At 33.8% G+C, this 18,002-nt stretch carries 12 protein-coding genes; 1 reads left to right on the top strand and 11 read right to left on the bottom strand.

Features of this window, described 5'->3' with window-relative positions:
• Positions 1 to 102: 102 nt before the first annotated feature.
• The 9 genes from GMB86_RS08525 to GMB86_RS08485 all read right to left on the bottom strand — a co-directional run bounded on the left by GMB86_RS08525 (position 103) and on the right by GMB86_RS08485 (position 14,153).
• Positions 103 to 1,050, bottom strand: coding sequence for a hypothetical protein (locus GMB86_RS08525; RefSeq protein ID WP_196220168.1), 948 nt, complete (start codon positions 1,048 to 1,050; stop codon positions 103 to 105).
• Between the two features lie 823 nt (positions 1,051 to 1,873).
• Entirely contained in the window at positions 1,874 to 3,529 is a 1,656-nt protein-coding gene (locus GMB86_RS08520; protein WP_155218698.1) for a toxin-antitoxin system YwqK family antitoxin, read from the bottom strand.
• Positions 3,530 to 3,603: 74 nt separating this feature from the next.
• On the bottom strand, positions 3,604 to 5,478 hold the full coding sequence (locus GMB86_RS08515; protein ID WP_155218696.1) for an AAA family ATPase: 1,875 nt from the start codon (positions 5,476 to 5,478) through the stop codon (positions 3,604 to 3,606).
• Positions 5,475 to 5,966, bottom strand: a complete 492-nt coding sequence (locus GMB86_RS08510; RefSeq protein ID WP_155218694.1) for an ABC-three component system middle component 2 — start codon at positions 5,964 to 5,966, stop codon at positions 5,475 to 5,477. The genes GMB86_RS08515 and GMB86_RS08510 overlap by 4 nt, the downstream gene beginning before the upstream one ends.
• Positions 5,956 to 7,083, bottom strand: coding sequence for an ABC-three component system protein (locus GMB86_RS08505; protein WP_155218692.1), 1,128 nt, complete (start codon positions 7,081 to 7,083; stop codon positions 5,956 to 5,958). The genes GMB86_RS08510 and GMB86_RS08505 overlap by 11 nt, the downstream gene beginning before the upstream one ends.
• A gap of 391 nt (positions 7,084 to 7,474) precedes the next feature.
• Positions 7,475 to 7,981: a hypothetical protein gene (locus tag GMB86_RS15490; RefSeq protein WP_230459055.1), complete on the bottom strand. Its 507-nt coding sequence runs from the start codon at positions 7,979 to 7,981 to the stop codon at positions 7,475 to 7,477.
• 156 nt (positions 7,982 to 8,137) lie between these two features.
• Positions 8,138 to 11,479, bottom strand: a complete 3,342-nt coding sequence (locus tag GMB86_RS08495) for a DEAD/DEAH box helicase family protein (RefSeq protein ID WP_155218839.1) — start codon at positions 11,477 to 11,479, stop codon at positions 8,138 to 8,140.
• Positions 11,480 to 11,515: 36 nt separating this feature from the next.
• Positions 11,516 to 12,652 carry a restriction endonuclease subunit S gene (locus tag GMB86_RS08490; RefSeq protein WP_155218690.1) on the bottom strand — a complete coding sequence of 379 codons (1,137 nt, stop codon included), beginning with the start codon at positions 12,650 to 12,652 and terminating at the stop codon, positions 11,516 to 11,518.
• A gap of 1 nt (position 12,653) precedes the next feature.
• Positions 12,654 to 14,153: a type I restriction-modification system subunit M gene (locus tag GMB86_RS08485; RefSeq protein ID WP_155218688.1), complete on the bottom strand. Its 1,500-nt coding sequence runs from the start codon at positions 14,151 to 14,153 to the stop codon at positions 12,654 to 12,656.
• A gap of 382 nt (positions 14,154 to 14,535) precedes the next feature.
• On the opposite strand from GMB86_RS08485, the gene GMB86_RS08480 reads away from it, so the two are divergent.
• Positions 14,536 to 15,180 carry a recombinase zinc beta ribbon domain-containing protein gene (locus tag GMB86_RS08480; protein WP_230459054.1) on the top strand — a complete coding sequence of 215 codons (645 nt, stop codon included), beginning with the start codon at positions 14,536 to 14,538 and terminating at the stop codon, positions 15,178 to 15,180.
• 15 nt (positions 15,181 to 15,195) lie between these two features.
• Here GMB86_RS08480 and rlmD read toward each other — a convergent pair whose 3' ends face one another.
• A complete protein-coding gene (rlmD, locus tag GMB86_RS08475) occupies positions 15,196 to 16,584 on the bottom strand; it encodes a 23S rRNA (uracil(1939)-C(5))-methyltransferase RlmD (protein ID WP_155218687.1) in 1,389 nt (462 codons plus the stop codon).
• 87 nt (positions 16,585 to 16,671) lie between these two features.
• Positions 16,672 to 17,619 (bottom strand): diacylglycerol kinase, encoded by a 948-nt coding sequence (locus GMB86_RS08470; RefSeq protein ID WP_155218685.1) that lies wholly within the window; start codon positions 17,617 to 17,619, stop codon positions 16,672 to 16,674.
• Positions 17,620 to 18,002: the final 383 nt, after the last annotated feature.

Here is an 18,002-nt window from a genome sequence, read left to right as displayed (position 1 = left end):
TCTTCCTATAGATATTTGAATGTTTTTATCTTACCGCACAACGGTTTGGCCCGATTTCCATTTCAGTTTGTTCGTCATTATCAGGAGAAATTATCCCCATATTCACTTGACGAATTTGTTAATATAGGTGCCTGGCATTTCGACAACATTCACCAAATTTCGAGCGGTGACAGGCACGCAGATAATCACGAGTTCCGTAAGATTAAATCCAGTTGATGTTAAAAATAGTGAGATTCCTTGTTGTTCGGCATATCCGGTCGTAACCGCCGTTCCTCTAATCAGACTTGTGAAATTCTTAAACTCACAATCTCGAATTGCGACTTCCCAACCTACGATAACAATGATAGGCATAGTCTTGCCGAGGATTTCAATGCTGTCGTGGGCAAGGGCAAACTTGACAGCATAGTTGTCGGTTATTTCCAAACTTGTAAAGGCGATAACCCGGTTAAATTTACTCGCATAATCATTGGCGGGTGTAAAAGTTACCTCATAGTAAACACGTTGATCGACAAAGAACGGCTTAACTTTTTGAATATAGTATTTATCGGATTTTCCAACGCTCTGCACATTGTAGCGTTTTATCTTAGTGGCAATCTTCTCATAGTACTCCTGCAAGTTTGAATCCATATTCAGCGGAAACTTGTCAAGGTTGCCAAGAAAATCAAAGGAAAATCTGTCATGCATGAGGTTTTTGATTTTTAAAAGGTATTCATAATATTTTAGCATTAATCGCTCTGAGTTTTCCTCGTCAAGCGTATAATGTGATGCTACAATTTGCAAGTAATCATGAAACCGCCACAGTACTTTTAAATTGCCCCTTACTTTAACAAAGTCAATTGCTTTGCAGATATTAACATAGCTATTTTCTATATCTTGACCGTTGGCGTAGAACTTTAGCATTATATGCTCAACAAAGTTACGCAATTGAGATAGGATGTCCTGCGAAACTACGCCTCTTGGTGAAGTGCCAAGGTTATCTAAGTGACGGCAAATAACCTTGTTTATATTAAAAATCTGTGCGTCTATTCGTAAAAGTATTTCACTAGACATTTTGCACCTCCAATAATGTCACTACTATTTCATTCTTACAATATATAATTCAGTTTTACAGTTTAACTTATACTCTGTTATTTTGCTTTTCTATAAACATACTTCGACAAATTTTGTTAAAATCCTCCAAAATAGAATGTACTAATAATGTATTCTATGGACAGAATTGGACATTCCCATGTTCAAATCACGAAAAAAAGTTTATCTCCATGTTACACAAGAAATAAAAAAAGAAGCTTCCCAATAGTAATAACTAATAAGAAGCTTCTCTAATTTTTTCATTATGTTAGCATTTTGTGAAAAAGTCACTTCAAACCCCTTTTATATCATAGGGTTGAGTGTCATCAATCATTCCGCCGGTAGGCTTTGAGTGTGTAATACAAGAAGTGAAAAAAGCGCGTTAAATCAACATCTTGGATGTTTTGGCTTTAACATCTTTATCGGGGATTTACCATTTTTCATGAGATCACGTTTAGCAAAATGTTTGCAATTTATTAACGGCCTCTTTAATATTACTTATTTAGATCTTCTTCAAATGTTTTTATTATATCTTTAACTTTTGTAATATTAATGTATAACCTTTTTGCTATCTCATCTGCCTCAAATTAGTACACAACTGTATTACATCTTAATGTATTAAAATTCCCTGTACTGTTGAATGATTCTAAGTATCCTTCAAAGGTCATTTTTTAATACAATTTTAATTTAGAACTTTTCTAGAATTAATTCCAATGATTTTTGATAAGTAATTTAATGTTATTAATACATATTCTATAAAACAATATTCTAAAGGGACTAGTAAAAAATAAACATTAACTAGATATCAATTTTTTCGATCCCTCTCGTTATAATACACAATAATATTTTCTTCAATATCCTCTCGCTCAGCTGTATTACCATCTAACCAGTCAGTCTTTATATAGTCTTCCCAATGATTATATTCCTCTCTTGTTTTTTTATTTATATAATCTTGGAAATCTATTTCTTGTTGTTCAATGACACTTTCGTCTGGTTCCCAGTTTTCCTGATATATAATATAGTCTAAATCTTCCCCATGTTCATTACGCTTATATCGATAACCTGAACCACTATAGGGTTTTCCATTTAGTATTTCACCTGTGAATTTTCTTACTTTTTCGTTATTAAACACGTAATTAAATACTTGGCCATTCCAAGGGCGACCATCTTGGAAATTACCTTCAAAACTTTTCTTACCATTTTTATATAATGTTCCTCTAAACCGAAGATTACTTTTATATTCCCCTTTAAAGGATATCTTTCCATCTATGTCGTATGATGTACCACTTCCTTCTCTTTCCCCGTTTACTATATTTCCTCGAAATGCTATAGAACCGTTAGAATGGAATTTAGTTATTATCCCATTTTTTATTTCACCATTGTCCACATCTCCCTTATAAAAATAGCCAATTTCCCCTGTATTATTTAAGTCAATTATCTCTTTATAAGCTATTTTTCTTTCCGAACCAGTAGTTCGATAAGTAATGGCATACCGTTTATTAACTGAATCAAAATATCCATAGACTTGTCCAGTTACAAATTTCCCATCAACAAAATGACCCTTTGCTTTTTCATATCCATTTTTATTATATATGGTACCTTCACCGTTCAATACATCTCCATTTCGGCCTGTATAGTACAAAACTCCATCAATTAATATATCGAATGTATTAATTCCTGTTTTAATTTTCTTCAAATGTATATTAGAAAAAGTTAGGCTGTATATTTTTTGTAATACGATAAAATAGTTTATGTCTATTATGTCTTCGGCAGTTGGAGAACTAAATTCATTCAATACCTGCATCGGTATAAAATCAGCAAAATACAGTTCGCGAACATTATTTATAACCTTGGATAATTCATTAATATCCTCGGAACTTTCTTCTTGAAAATTCTCTAACAGGCTTTGTATTGTAAAAAAATCATTATATATTTGATATACTATACTTAAATCTTCATTACTAAGTTCATTCCGTAAACTTGCCACGTTTTTAATCCAATCGTTACTAAAGAACAATTTCTTAGGGTTAGGATGTTCACTTTTTAATACGTTACTTATATATAAATCACGTAGATATGCAAAACCTCTTTGCAAATCATAATATACGATTAACGCCTGTTCACGGTAAATTTCTTTATCTCGATTTTCCTCCAACTTTTTCAAGTCATTAGATATCTGAAAACTACCTAAACTTACTCTCCAAACAAGGTAGCTAAAGAGTGCAGTAGTTAACAATCCATAATACGCAATTAATATTGTGCCAATATAAGATAGAGAGGCCATTGCATCAGCAGTTTTATTCGGATGACCTCGTAAATTCCACATTTTTAGGAAGGCAGCGACAAAATCACCAAATATCAAATATAGAATTAGGGCTGTTAAGATAATAGGTATTATAAATGCGACAATTAACAAATAATGTTTCCTACGTGATTTTTTTCCTGTCATTAACTCGTTCATAAATTTGCTCCTGCATAGTTTTTTTATCACAATTGGAATATAGTCTCTTAAATCGTTAAAAGTGTATTATAGCTTTAATTTAAAGGCTTAAAGAAACCATACCTTCCTTGATTACGATCTTTTGTGAATTCTATATAATTTATTTGTTCCTTTATATTGCCTAGAGGTTCTTTATTTTCAAAGATTATTATCTGTCTATTATTATAGTTCTGAGCAAGATCATTAAAAAATGCATTTTGTTTATCAAGAGGGATAGCTTCATCATTTTCAATGGTTATTTTTTGTAATTTATCTTTAAATGTAGTCACCGGAGAGTCAATTACTATAAATCCGGGATGGGCTAATTTTTTTTGGAAACAGTATCTCATTAATCCAATTACAAAAGCACTATAGATTAAACCTCGATATCCTTTACCGTAACTTTTTCTCTCTTTGCCAGTAATCTCAAAGTCTATTTTTCTTTCCTTGCCTTGTATTCTAAATACCAATTCACTACTCTCTTTTAAATCTTCAAATCCCCAATTGGATAGAGTACTATAAAGGAAATTTGTAAATTCAGAGTCATTAACTATTTCTTCAATTTCTAGAGGATTTTCTTTTTCAACCTTTTTAGTATTCTTCATAGATTTCTCTATGTTTTCATATTTTGATAATAAATCATTTAATTTATTTTTTAGTGTATTAATTTCTAATTTAATTTGATAATTCTCTAATAATAAATCTAGTTTTGTTCTTACTTTTAATGATCGTGGTTGTAAGTTCGTTTCTATTGTTTTCTCAAATTCTTCTTTAGTTTGTCTTAGCAATTCAATTTCTTTTTCTAATTCAATTACATCTTGAGTAAGGTTATTCTTTGATATCTTTAAATCTAATAGATTTAGTTGAATTTTATTTATTTCAGCAGCGCAAGATTCATGTAAGTTTTCAATGCCTATCGGTTCAAATTTATCTTTACACTTGTCACTATTAACATCGCGACCACACTGAGGACATATTACTGTATTTAATTGGTAAAAGTAATGTGATCCTTCCTCTATAAATTCCAAGCGACTAATATCAGCTTGATATTGTTCTTCAAGTAAATTAAATCTTTTTATTAATTCATTACTGTGAATTATGACCGATTCTTTTTGTTTGATCTGTGACCACAATTTGTTTCTCTTTGAATTTAATTCGTCAATTTCAGCATTTATATTATCTAATACATTTTTAAAGCTATCTATTTCCTTTTCTACAGTATCTACATTAGTGATATTATTTTTCTTCTTTAATTCCTCCTTTGTATCAGTTATTAATTCATCTAACATATCAAGTTTAGCCATTATTTTAGCTTTCTTTATTTCCGGTTTGTCTTTTTCCTCAAGGTTACTATCATCATCTCCAGTTATCAGCAATTTAAATATTGACTTTTCAAGAGTAACATCTATATATTGTCCAGAATGTATTGGAGATTCCTGAGTTATTACCCTTACCTCGTCAACAGTAATGTAATTCTTTAAATGCCTGAAACTTAATGATTCTTTCTTATTGTGTTGATTCTTCTTAATCCAACTTGGTATTAAAAAGCCAGACTTGTCTAATAAAAAACCTGAAATATTATCAACTTCTCCCGCCTGATGTGTCTCATTAAGTGTTATTGGTATTAGTTTGGATATTTCTTCAATCTCACCATTATATAATTTAATATCACCACCATCTAACATTCTTTCAAAAGTAAAGATTGTGTTGTTAGTATCAATTTCTAAGTAAGCTTTTGTATAACCCTCTCTTTCTTTAAAAAACTTAGGTTTTTGACTAGAGCCCAGCATAAAGCTAATACATTCAAATATAAAACTCTTTCCAGTATCTGATGGACCAGAAATTATGTTTAACCCTTTACTGAATTTCACACTGGCAGGGTCTTTATTTTCTCCAACAATTTTTAGTTCCTTAATAATAATTCCACTCAATCTATATCTCCCCTTAAAATAGACTCGTTTTCAAACTCTCCTCCCCATTCGTCTAAGTTGTTCATTACATAATTTTTTAGATCACTAAAATTAAAATGATGGAATTTTTCTTTTATAAATACAGCATATTTATGTAATAATGAAGCATACTCAGTTTCAAAGTAACTAATGAAAGGTCCAGTTAGATTATTAGCACTATAAAATATTCCATTATCCAGAAAATGCCTGTCCAATAATCCTTTACTTTCCATTAAGTTGATGCCTTCTTGTAGTAGTTGCCTTCTAACCAGTAATTCGCCAGCTCTATGAGGTGTAGAGGGGTGTAGGCTTTTATAACTTTTTTCCACATCTTCTGTATGGAGAACTAAATAATCATAAATAACTAATCTATCAATATCTATTCGTTCTGGATCAATAGAATTTAAAATGATTAGAGATCGTAACCCTACTTCTAACGAACTGTTAATTATACTCTTATTACTTATCATCGATATTCACCCAATCTAATCTCTCGTCATTTGATAGATGATGGCATATACCATGTTGATCGTTTTTTGTTAATACGGAGCTTAGCGGGTTACTACTCGTTACTGATATAGCCCTTGCTTTATCAGTAACTGCTTTAACTCTCTCAAATCCATCATTAAAATTGTTCTCATAAGTATCAACGACGCTATAGTATACCTCATCTTTAAGTTCTTCAAATGCATTTATATTCGGGGGAATAGTATCCCTTTCAAATCTCATTAGAGATTCAGCTTCATAAAAATGGATTCTTTGCCGTTTAAAATGCTTATGTAAACTCCTATAATTTATCAAGTCACTTTCAGTTTTAATATCTTCACCAGTACTATCTTGATATGCCTCAAATAACTTTTTTGTATAAACTATTTCCTTCTTAGCTAGTGATTCGGGTGGTAATTGTGATTTGGGTCGTGGTTTATGTAAACCTCCACCAAATCTAAAAGCAAAGTATTGTGTTTGACGATGTTGCTCAATCAATTCATAAGGGTCTAAATAAGTAAAAATATTAAAATCTAACTCACTAATATGCTTTAATAATGAACTATCTAGTTCTATTACTTTTCTTTTTGTAATCTTAGATTTACAATGCGTATCCCAGTTTTCTATAAATAGTTTTTTTAGTTCCTTTTTATCATTTAATAAATCATGTAATGAACGAGATACGCTTTGAGGACATACAAAATAATATTTATTAGGAAGAGTATATTTTTTAACGTACGTAAAATAGCATAACTTTCCTATCTCAATCCAAATGTCTGCAGCCCCAAGTGGACTTTTATAATGTTTGCATTGGTAGTTATCCCAAATGAGCTTCTCCTTATCTTCACCATAATTATAATATCCAATAACATCCCTTCCCATATCACCAGCCCCACCACACTTATAGACTTTATTATATTTCTTTCTTAGATAGCCAATTGCCCATTCGTTGATACAATCTTCAAATTGCTTATCAGAAAGTGATCTTAACTTCTCGATAGGGGGTATTACTGCGCCCATAATTAACTGATAATTTGTTACTTGATAATCGTACTCTGGCTCTTTAAGATCCAAAAGATCTAATTCAGTTATCTCCGACATTACTTTCATCTCCTTAAATTAGGATTTTTGTCACTTTATCTAATCTCTTAATTTACATTAAAATAACTAGTATCATTTTTATAAAGGTATGATTCAAACATGATTACAAAAGATTAACCAAATTTATGTGTATCTAATGTTGACTATCCTTCATTTCATCTGTTATTATAAATATATTTTACCAAAAATTGTCGAATGAAGACCTAAAAACATTTTTTATCTCTACTTTGTATTGCTGTGAAAAAAAATAATAAAGACACCTGTTTATTATTAATGTCGATTGGCAATCATTTAAATGTTAGTGCAATCTGTATGTCAAAAAATAGAAGGAGATAAAAATACTCCTTCTGTTTTTTATTTTGTAAAATTCAATTCATTACCTTATTACAAATCAGATATAACACTTTACCTTTACAAAAAGTTCTCTTCTCTCATTTTGTGAAAAGTTTCGAACCAGATTTACTATTGCTTCAACCGTTAACCATCTACTTTCTTGAACAAAAAACGCTTTTAGGTTTTCTTTAAAGGGAATCGTAATCTGTTCACTCTCAATCCCTGCTTCAATGAAGAGCCTTATTACTTCTTCAATCTTATCCACATTAATTTCCTCTCTTCGTAGCATTAATTCTTGTTCAATACTTGACCAATATGAGGTCAGAAATTCCTCCCACTTATCATCCTCAAGGTAGAAAAAGTCTAGGTAAGATGTTTTCTCTAGGTCAATAAAGTTTTTAGTATATACTTCTCTACGACCAAAACTGTTATTTTCTTGAGAATAGAGACTTTGTAAGTTTGAAATTAATTGATTAAACCTCACATCGGCTTGGTGTTCCCATATCTTCTGGAGCAGGGTTAATATTCTCTTAATTCTATTGGGGTCTCTCATAATGTGCTTCATCCTTCCAGAATGATTTTTAATTTAGAGTGTTGCTTTATGCAAGAAGTTTTGTTTTCTAAGATAAAAATAAACACCCTAATAAACATATCAAAGGTGTCTTAAAAAAGGTAACTATAGATTGGGTTTTCTGTTGTAGCTGTCAGCTTGGGTTACTACTCAAGAAATCCCCTCTGCATTACGATTAATCATATCAATAATATCTAAAATCCCTTTTGCTTTTGGCAGTTGGTCTTTGAACACGACTGTTATTCCACCTAATGTTGTAAAAGGATCCTGTTGTAATGCTTGGCGCTCAAGAGTTCCGTTTTTCACTACATAATCAATAATTAACTCGACAAATTGTGTTTGTTGTAGATTTAAGTTTTCTTCTGATAAGAATATAGAGAATGCTTCAACAGCTGCTTTTCGGTCTAATCCAACAATTTTCCGAACAAGTTTTGTTATTGGTGTATCACCAAAATCTTTTTCATACTGTTCTTTAGAGCCTAGTTCATTCCATAGAATCTGCTCTAAGTACTCAATATCTTGTTTAGTTAATGGCTTATTATTACGAAGTTTATAGATTGCTAATGTGTCTTCATGTTGATGTTCTTTTAAATAATGTTCGACCTTTTTACGATAGCTTTGAAGATCATTTACATTTAAAATCGACTCGTTTTCTCTTACTTCCATTACTTCATCTTTAAAATCAGTGTAATAAATTTTCTGTTGGGTACGCTCAATATAGCGAATTAAATCACGCAAGGCCTCACGTACTTTTTCCAAATCTGCTATCGATGCTTCTTGCCAAAACTCACTTGTTCGCACATCATCTATGATTTCTTTTTGTGCTTCTACTGCCGGAATTGTCCCTAATTTAGAAAGTGCCTCTGCTGTATCAACAACTCGACGAATAGATTTAGTTGCATTGTTTGATTGCAATTGTGCCAATTCTATTGTTAACATTAATAAGTCAAAACGCTTAGCTAATTCATCATCATCAATTGGTGCTATTAACGGTGAAATATTTTCTTTTACTTCGTTAGTCTGAACAACGGATAATGCTTGCCAGTTGTCTGCGTTTTGATACTTATGCACGTATTGCAAATATTGACGCACCCGGAAGTTTTCAACGTTTAAAGCGCGTATATCAGCCAAAATTTCTTTTATTAGCTGTTGACGGTATTCAGAATAGGGCTGTACTTGATACTGAACATCTTGCAACTCACGAACAATATCAACCTTTGAGTTAAACAACTTTTCAGTAAGTGTTTGTGTAACTTTCGATTCTTCTCCTTTTTCATTGGCACGAAAGTACTCGAAGTTTCGCAAATAATCAAAAATCAAGAAATACTCTTTATCCATTCCCGGACCAAATAAATCCTCACCTAAACGTGTTCCGCGACCAATCATTTGCCAGAATTTCGTTTTAGAGCGGACCTTTTTGAAGAAAACGAGATTCACAACTTCTGGTACATCAATTCCTGTATCAAGCATATCAACCGAAATCGCAATTTGTGGCATTTTATTTTTATCTGAAAAGTCATCAATTAACGTTTGGTAATATTCCACGCTATAATCAATAACTTCTGCAAAGCTACCACCGTACTCAGGGAATTTCAAATCGAAACGCTCTTTAATGGCTAAGGCGTGCTTATGATTTTTCGCAAAGATAATTGTCTTTCCTAGTTTATCCCCACCTTCTACCTTAATGCCATGTTCCATAACATCTTGCAAAACGTGGTCAATTGTATTTTTATTAAAGACAAATTGATTTATCGCAGCACTGTCGATATCTTTTACCAGTGGCTCATCTTCAAAAATTTCCTCAAATTCTTCTTGTTCTTCTTTTGATAGATCATCATAGCGAATCCCATCATCTAAAATCTTCAATGTTGTCTCACGTGTTCGATAATCAACTAAATACTCGTCTTCTACTGCTTTTGTCAGCTCATAGGCAAAAGTAGGTACGCCGTTTTCTAAATCAAAAATCGTATACGTATTTTTATCCAGTTCATCCTTTGGTGTTGCGGTTAACCCAACAAGCATCCCATCAAAATAGTCAAAAATGCTTTTATACTTTTGATAAATCGAACGGTGGGATTCATCGATAATGATTAAATCGAAATGACCGACCGTAAATAAACGGTTGCCATCTTTACTTTTCACTTCATCAATTGAGTTCATCATCGTTGGATACGTCGAAAAGACCATCCTCGCATCCTCTGGGTTCGACTTTTTCTCAAGCATATTACTTAAAGACAAATTTGGTAAAAGCGTGTTAAAGTTACGGAATGCTTGCTTAACAAGTGACTTTCGATCCGCTAAAAATAAAACATTTTTAATCCAATGATGTCTCGTTAATACATCCACTAATGAAATGGCAGTACGAGTTTTCCCACTTCCTGTTGCCATGACGAGTAATGCTTTACGCCCGTTATGACTGAACGCATCACAAACAGCTAGAATAGCTTCCTTTTGATAATAACGATTTGTAATGCCATCATTAATTTCAATATTGACTAATGGTTTCTTCAACGTTCGGCGATCAATGATAAGTTGTAATTCATCTTGTGTATAAAATCCTGATGTACTGCGAGCAGGATATTCATCGTGCCAAATATGCGTTTCAAAGCCATTTGTATAGTATATAACTGGTCGAATTTGCTGCGCTAGTTCGATGCAGTCTGCATACAACTTAGCTTGCTGACGACCGACTTTTGCATCTCTTGAAGTACGTTTTGCTTCTACTACTGCTAACACTTTACCGTTTGTCCCAAGTAACACATAGTCAACAAAACCTTCCCCCGTGTTATTTGGCATTCCTTGCACTGGATATTCCTCAAGCACATTTTCCCCAATTTCCCAACCTGCTAATTTCAAGTCTAAGTCAATATAACGTTTACGTGTTTCAAACTCTGATATTTCATCGACTTGGAACTGATACTCTTCCTGTTGAATAACTCGGTTCGCTGTTAACTGCTTACGTAGTTCTTCGTTTTGCCTACGCAACTCGTCCAGACTCTGGTCTTTGGCACTTAGCTTTTCATATAAATCATGAAGTTCTTCCGGTCGTTCACGCTTATACTCTGATGTATAAAGAAGAGATTCATTAAATTCTGGTGCTGTATATTCCTCTGCATAACAATAATCAATCCACGAAATAAATTGGTGTAAATTATGTAACGACAAAACCGCTTCATCTCGTGTAATTGCGACATTTGTATGAACAGCTGCATTGCCTAACTTTACAATGTATTTCAACATTGGCAACAATTCTTCATCTATAATGGCTAGGAAATGTCGATCATGAATCAAGCTTGATAAATTATCTTGATACGGAATTTTCACATCCTGATCGAACTGATAAACCCATTTCACAGCTAACTCCAGCGCACGGCGCGATAAAATCGCACACGTTGCTGGACTAACTTGCATCGCTTTCTCCGCTTCAACACAAGCATTCGCAAAGCTACTAAACGTTTTCTTCTCCTGCAAAAATCCAAAATTCGACATCATATCATCTCCTTTACGAGAATACACTCTTTCAACCTCTTAATCTTGGAATAACTCACCTTTGAAGGACTTTTGTAAAAGTGAATTATATAACTCTTCCATTTTCTGAAGAGAAGTTAATAATTGTTGTTTTTGATTTTGAATAACTAAAAATTTATTCCCAAATTCATCTTGCAATTCGTTTGGAGGGGAAATAAACTCAATTTTTTGAAAGGATCCCTTACTAACAAGCCCCTTCATTCCATTAGTAGATGCCGACTGAACTAATTCTTTTCCTACTAAAAATTGCGTATATAAGAAGAAAGGATTTCCTCTTGGTATAATCGCATTAATTTGTTGATTAAAAGCTACTTTTCTATCTGCAATTGCAGCATTCCCTATACAACTTTTCGAACCAGCTATACAAGTAATCAAAATTGAGTTTTTAGGTGCTATACGCCCTTTTTCCATACCTTTTTCGGACAAATATTCTTCTGCTGTAGTCAAAAAATGATAAGGGGTATTAATATTATCTGATTTAATCCATTCAATATGGTCACCATAATATTCTTTAACTTTACGTGATGGTGTATTACCAGTAATTACTTCACCAAAATCACCAAGTGATTTCTTGGCAAATTTAGTATTTTGAGATTTAGGATTTCCAAACATTTCCAAAAACACACTTTGTGTTAATTCATCTAATGCAGCGATTTGAGATCTTCGCTTGTTAACTAAATTATTTACGTTATCTAAAACCTTTCCTATGTGTTCTTGTATTCTTAATGAAGGAAATGGAATTTGAATATTGTCAAAATACTTTTTAGTCAAATGTTTCATTGTAGATCCATGAAGATATTTCGTAGCCATTGTTAAAGCATGTGATACCATATATTTAAAGTAACTTTTATTTACTTCAACTTTGTTAAACACCACTTTAAAAATATGTTGATTTAATAGAGCCTTATCTTCATTCCATTCGTGAACCCCTAAACTTGCAGACCATGCTATTAAAATGTCACCTTTATTAACAATATATTTATCATCAATTTTTCCATTATAATAGTTAAACTCACTGGTAGAACTTGTAAGATTTTGTATACGTATAATTGGCAAACCTACAGTTTCCCATTGTTCTGGTTTAAAAGCAAATCCATTAACAAATGATGCAATATCACCTATACATTTAAATTCCATTCTATATGTCACCAGCTTTCAACATATCTTTCAGCTCATTAATTCCTTTAATAATCTCTAATTCAAGACTCTCAATTTTTCCAATTATTTCTATCGTTGAAGCAAACTCCACTTCCTCATACTCAACCTCTTTATACTTATTAATCGACAAATCATACCCTTGCTCCCGAATTTTATCAACTGGTACAAAGAATGATTGTTCTGTCCGTTTGCGTTCTTTTTCGCTTGATAAATTGCTAAAACGTTCAATAATATCAGCAATATCATTTTCTTCAATTGGTGACCTTTTATCATCTAGTGAATACCCATCTGCTTTCATATCATAGAACCATACTTTGTCTGTACCACCTGTGCCTGTTTTCGTAAAAATCATAATTCCCGTTGATACCCCTGCATATGGTTTAAAGACTCCACTTGGCATGGAGATAATCGCATCTAACTTATTGTTATCAATGATTTCTTTCCGTATGGCTTTATGAGCATTAGAGCTACCAAATAAAACGCCATCCGGTACAATAACTGCTGCTCGTCCACCCGGTTTTAGGATACGCAAGAATAAGGATAAAAACAGCAACTCCGTTTTCTTTGTTTTAGCGATTTTTAATAAGTCATTTGATACAGATTCATAGTCTAATGAACCTTTAAATGGCGGATTGGCTAATACTAATGTATAATTCTCCGCCTCTATGTTGTCTTCCGATAAAGAATCTCGATATTCAATGTTTGGCGCATCTACACCATGTAGCATCATATTCATTGCACCAATTCGTAACATCGTTGTATCCATATCATTTCCATAGAACATTTCTTTGTGGAAATGATTCTTTAATCCCTCTACAAGAAATAAATTACTATGGTTCTTACGTAAGTATTCACTTGCTGATACTAAGAAACCCGCTGATCCCATTGCAGGGTCAATAATTGTATCTTCAGGTGTTGGTTTCATCAACTCGACAATCATATTGATAATGTGGCGCGGTGTTCTAAACTGACCGTTTGTACCGGACGTTTGTAACTTTGATAATAAATACTCGTAGATGTCTCCTTGTGTATCACGATCTTCCATTGGAATACTATCAAGTGCTGTGACAACCTTTTGCAGTGTTGCTGGTTTATTAATCATGAACGAAGCATCTTTCATATATTTAGAGAATGCAGAATCTTCTTTACCTCCTAATGTTTTAATAAATGGGAAGATAGTAGTAATCATCACTTGATGCATCTCTTCAGCAGGAAGTTGTTTAAATTGAGTCCATCGCATTTTTGGCCAATGTTCTTTTTGTATTTCCGTAAAATCAGCTGGCATTTCAGAGAAAACACCTGTATGTTCTAAGCCTAAAAAAGCCGCATCCTTTTCTTTACGCAATTCGCTTTCATCTAATCCTTTAATGAACAGCAAATAAGTTAATTGCTCAATATTTGTTAATGGATTTGTATTGCCCTCTGTCCAAAGCGTTGTCCAAATCCCATCGATTTTATTTTTAATTTCACCTGTAATCATGATGATTTTCCTCCTAAATAATTTCCAGTCTAATTATACTACCTCTTTTATGAAATAAGATATGTGCTTTCTTGGAAAATCTTATTTTGTGTCTTATTTATTTTACCATAGCAAAAATAGTTCCTTAGACCTATAAGAATATTAATTTCTTAAAAGTAAGATGATTATCGCTTGAGGCCAAGAGCATTCATTTTTAACAGGAAAAGAGGACTCCAAGAGTGGAGGACAAGAAAAAGAAGACAAATATAGACTGGATGAAATCATTCCTAGAGCATTACCGAGCAAAAAGCGGAAAAAACAATCTGAAAAGGAACAGTTTATCTTTCGAGATAAGCATGATGCCATTATTCCAAGAGATATGTTAGAAGATGTGCAAAGGTTGATGAAACAAAGAAAGAAATTCATTACAGCTCCTAAGCTTCACTTGTTCACAAACATTCTGTTTTGCGCTGATTGTGGGAAGGGAATGTGGTTCCGGAGTAATAGACCTAATGGTTACATTTGTGGAAATTATGCTCGTCATGGCAAAAAAGCTTGTACCGCCCATACGATTAAAGAAGACTTTCTCAAAGAGACAATCTTGTATGATATTCAAAAACTTGTTCAAGAAATTGATAAAGAACAATTTCTGAAAGAACTAGAGACAAAGTCGAAGAAATCAAAGAAGGATATTCAACAAAAACTTGATAAGCTCAACAAGCAAATGGATGTTCTAAAAGTGCGAAAAAGGAAATTCATCAATATGCTCGCCGATGAGAAAATCAATCAAGATAAGTATTTAGATATGGTGGAAGATAATAATAACGAACTCGCTCAGCTTAGTGAAAAGAAAAATGAAATGATCACGATGCTTGAAAGTGAGCAAGTCATGGATAATAACGACAAGCTAAAAGAAGAGCTTCTTCACTTTTTAAACTTTGATGATTTAACTCCTGAAATTTTACATCGGTTAATTAACCGAATTGAAGTAAAAGAGGACGGCACACCAATAATTCATTATCGATTTGCCGCCCCAACATTTGAATAGAAGCAGGTTTTTCCCTTACCGGGAACCTGCTTCTTCTTTTAAAATAATCTGCGATACTACCTCAACGTGCATCGTCTGCGGAAACATGTCCACCGGCTGCACTTCAACTGTCCTAAATCCACCTGCTTCTAACACTTTTAAATCCCTCGCCAATGTCGCTGGATTACAAGACACATACACAATTCGTTTCGGTTTCATGTCGATCATGGTTTGAAGAAGGGCTTCATCGCAGCCTTTTCGCGGAGGATCGACGACGATGACATCTGCTTTTATCCCTTGATTATACCATGCTGGGATGACTTTTTCTGCTTGTCCTGCTTCAAAAGTGGCATTTGTTATTTGATTTAATTCCGCATTCTTCTTTGCATCTTCTATCGCTTCAGGAACAATTTCAACCCCATAAACATGTCCTGCTTTTTGAGCGAGGAATAATGAAATGGTACCAATGCCGCAATAGGCATCAATGACAGATTCAGTTCCTGAGAGCTTAGCATACTCAAGCACCTTGTCATAGAGGACCTTTGTTTGACTTGGGTTGATTTGATAGAAAGAACGTGCTGATATTGCAAACTTCACGTCGCCGATCGTATCGTAGATCACGTCTCTTCCCCATAGGACTTGAGTTTCATTACCAAAAATCGCATTTGTTCGTTTCGTATTTACATTTTGAACGATCGATTTGACTTGAGGAAAAGCTTCGGTAATCCCTTTTATTAATGATTTACGGAAAGGTAGATCTTTTGTTCTTGTGACAAGCACGACCATCACTTCACCCGTATTAACGCCAATCCGAGCCATGATATGCCTTAGTGTTCCGCGATGTTTTTGTTCAGCGTATGGAGTAATACCGCATGTTTTGGCGATCCTTTTGACTTCTTGGATGACCTCATCTATCGTTTCTTCGGTAATAATACATTTATCCATTTCAACAATATCATGGCTTCTTTTTCGAAAAAATCCAGCAATAAGTTCACCATTTTGTGAGGCAACGGGTACTTGCACTTTATTACGGTAAGTCCATGGGTCTTCCATTCCTAATGTATCATGGACCGTGGCATCTTTTATGCCACCTATTCGTGTTAAAACATCTTGAACGACTTGTTTTTTATATATTAATTGACCTTTGTAGCTCAGATGTTGGAGCTGGCATCCTCCGCATTGATCATATATGTAACACGGAGGATCCACTCGATCTGGACTTTTTTCTTTTATTTCGATTAATTTCGCATAGCCGTAACCTTTTTTTGTTTTAACAATTTTTACGATCCCTTTTTCTCCTGGAAGAGCTCCTGGGACAAATAATGTATACCCTTCAACTTTAGCAATTCCTGCTCCTTCATGGGTTAAGTCTGTAAAAGTCACATCTACTTCTTGATTTTTTTCTACTGGAATGCCTGACTTCATCTTATTCCACCTTTTTCAATACAATAAATAAAAAGAAAGCACGCTGTCTGTATGCGTACTTGTCTTTCTTAAAGTAAAATCTTTTAATTAATCCTCTGGGCTTTCTAATTCTTCAACCTGCTCGGAATCGTTTAATTGCTGACTAGCCATATCTTTGGGAACGATCAATTCGAGATGATGCGATAAATTAACAAATTCTCCTGGTAAGTCGCCGCCGTACTCGCCGTCTAAATTGATTTGCATTTTTTCATCGGTATAGATATGAATTCGCTTAGCTTGAGCATAGATGACTTTCGGATCACGCATATGTTCGCCCCGAAGAGCTAGAGTCGCTAGACGTATGAACTCCGCGAGATTCGTTTTCTTAAGTATGATTAAATCAAATAAACCGTCATGCACTGAAGCTTGAGGAGCAATTTTTTCAAAACCGCCGACAGAATTGGTATTGGATACAAGAAACATCATTATATCGCCTTCAAAAACACGGTCATCATATTGAATACGGACATTCGTTGGCCGCAATGAAGGCAACATCTCAATGCCCTTTAAATAGTAAGCCAGCTGTCCAAGCATCGTTTTTAATTTACTTGGTACGTCATAAGTGAGTTCCGTTAGCTTACCGCCACCTGCGATATTAATAAAATACCGATCATTCACTTTTCCGACATCGAGAGGAATAACATCTCCCTCGCACAACACATCACAAGCTCCAGCAATGGTACGTGGAATGTTAATAGCCCGAGCAAAGTCATTCGTTGTACCCACGGGTAAAATGCCTAGCTTGGGGCGATAAGGTTGTTCAGCGAGACCATTGACGACTTCGTTAATCGTACCATCTCCACCAGCTGCAATGACCAAATCAAATTGACGCTCAACTGTTCGACGAGCTTCACGCGTCGCATCATTTTCACCTTTTGTAGCGTATGCAGATGTTTCATATCCTGCATTCTCTAAACGCTCTAATATGTAAGGAATATTTTTTTTTACGATTTCACGACCTGACGTCGGATTATAAATTAATCTTGCTCTTTTCATTCATATCACCCGATCTATTTTAAAAAAATCTACAAATTCATTTGTGTTCATCTTTTTAGAGATATTCACCTTCACGCTTTTTAACTCATACCATTTCATTATATTGTAAAAGGGTGACAAAATCAAAAGTCAGACAGTCTGTTCAAGGTTTTGTAGAATCTTAAGATCGTCTTACTCAGTTTTACCCGCTTTAATAAATTTAATAACCTAATTGATATGATGAATCCGATCAAACTAAGATCTCGATAAGGCTTCATCCGAGTAGTCTCTATCGATTAAATTTATTGACATAATCTTAATCTATCGACCTCAAGACTCACTTTATAACTACCAGCACGAGTCTATCAACTATGCATATCAATTTATCAATCAGAGAAGTTAAA

The sequence above is a fragment of the Terrilactibacillus tamarindi genome, assembly GCF_009718825.1.
Classification (GTDB): domain Bacteria; phylum Bacillota; class Bacilli; order Bacillales; family Sporolactobacillaceae; genus Terrilactibacillus; species Terrilactibacillus tamarindi.
The sequence above is the reverse complement of the archived record's forward strand: the minus strand, read 5'-3'. Positions and strand labels throughout refer to the sequence as shown.